Raw genomic sequence first — 527 nt, forward strand, 5'->3', positions numbered from 1 at the left:
CGCCCTTTCACGGCGGTAACAGGGGTTCGACTCCCCTATGGGACGCCACGGGTCGTTAGCTCAGTTGGTAGAGCAGTTGACTTTTAATCAATTGGTCGCAGGTTCGAATCCTGCACGACCCACCATTCTTTCTCACGAAGGAATTAAAACTATCGTGGGCGATTAGCTCAGTTGGGAGAGCACCTCCCTTACAAGGAGGGGGTCACTGGTTCGAGCCCGGTATCGCCCACCATTTTCTCTTCTAGAGAACTTCTACCAAAGAAGTAAAACGTTGGGGCTATAGCTCAGCTGGGAGAGCGCTTCGCTGGCAGCGAAGAGGTCTGCGGTTCGATCCCGCATAGCTCCACCACTCTTTAAATGCATTCTGACGAGTGTTTTTAGAAAGTGGATTTCGAAAGATAAACACATGCTCTTTAACAATCTGGAAAGCTGACTAGTAAATTGAATTTTCGAATTCAATACTAAATAGTTTCTACTTTATAAGTAGGAACGAGTTCTCAAGCAACACACATTCAAGTGTCTTGTGT

At 46.7% G+C, this 527-nt stretch carries 3 tRNA genes; all 3 read left to right on the plus strand.

Annotated elements, in window-relative coordinates:
- The first annotated feature begins 49 nt into the window (after positions 1-49).
- The 3 genes from C9I99_RS26970 to C9I99_RS26980 all read left to right on the plus strand — a co-directional run bounded on the left by C9I99_RS26970 (position 50) and on the right by C9I99_RS26980 (position 349).
- Positions 50-125 (plus strand) — tRNA-Lys (locus C9I99_RS26970).
- A gap of 31 nt (positions 126-156) precedes the next feature.
- Positions 157-232, plus strand: a tRNA-Val gene (locus C9I99_RS26975).
- A gap of 41 nt (positions 233-273) precedes the next feature.
- Positions 274-349 (plus strand) — tRNA-Ala (locus C9I99_RS26980).
- Positions 350-527: the final 178 nt, after the last annotated feature.

It is taken from the genome of Photobacterium lutimaris (assembly GCF_003025555.1).
Lineage (GTDB): Bacteria > Pseudomonadota > Gammaproteobacteria > Enterobacterales > Vibrionaceae > Photobacterium > Photobacterium lutimaris.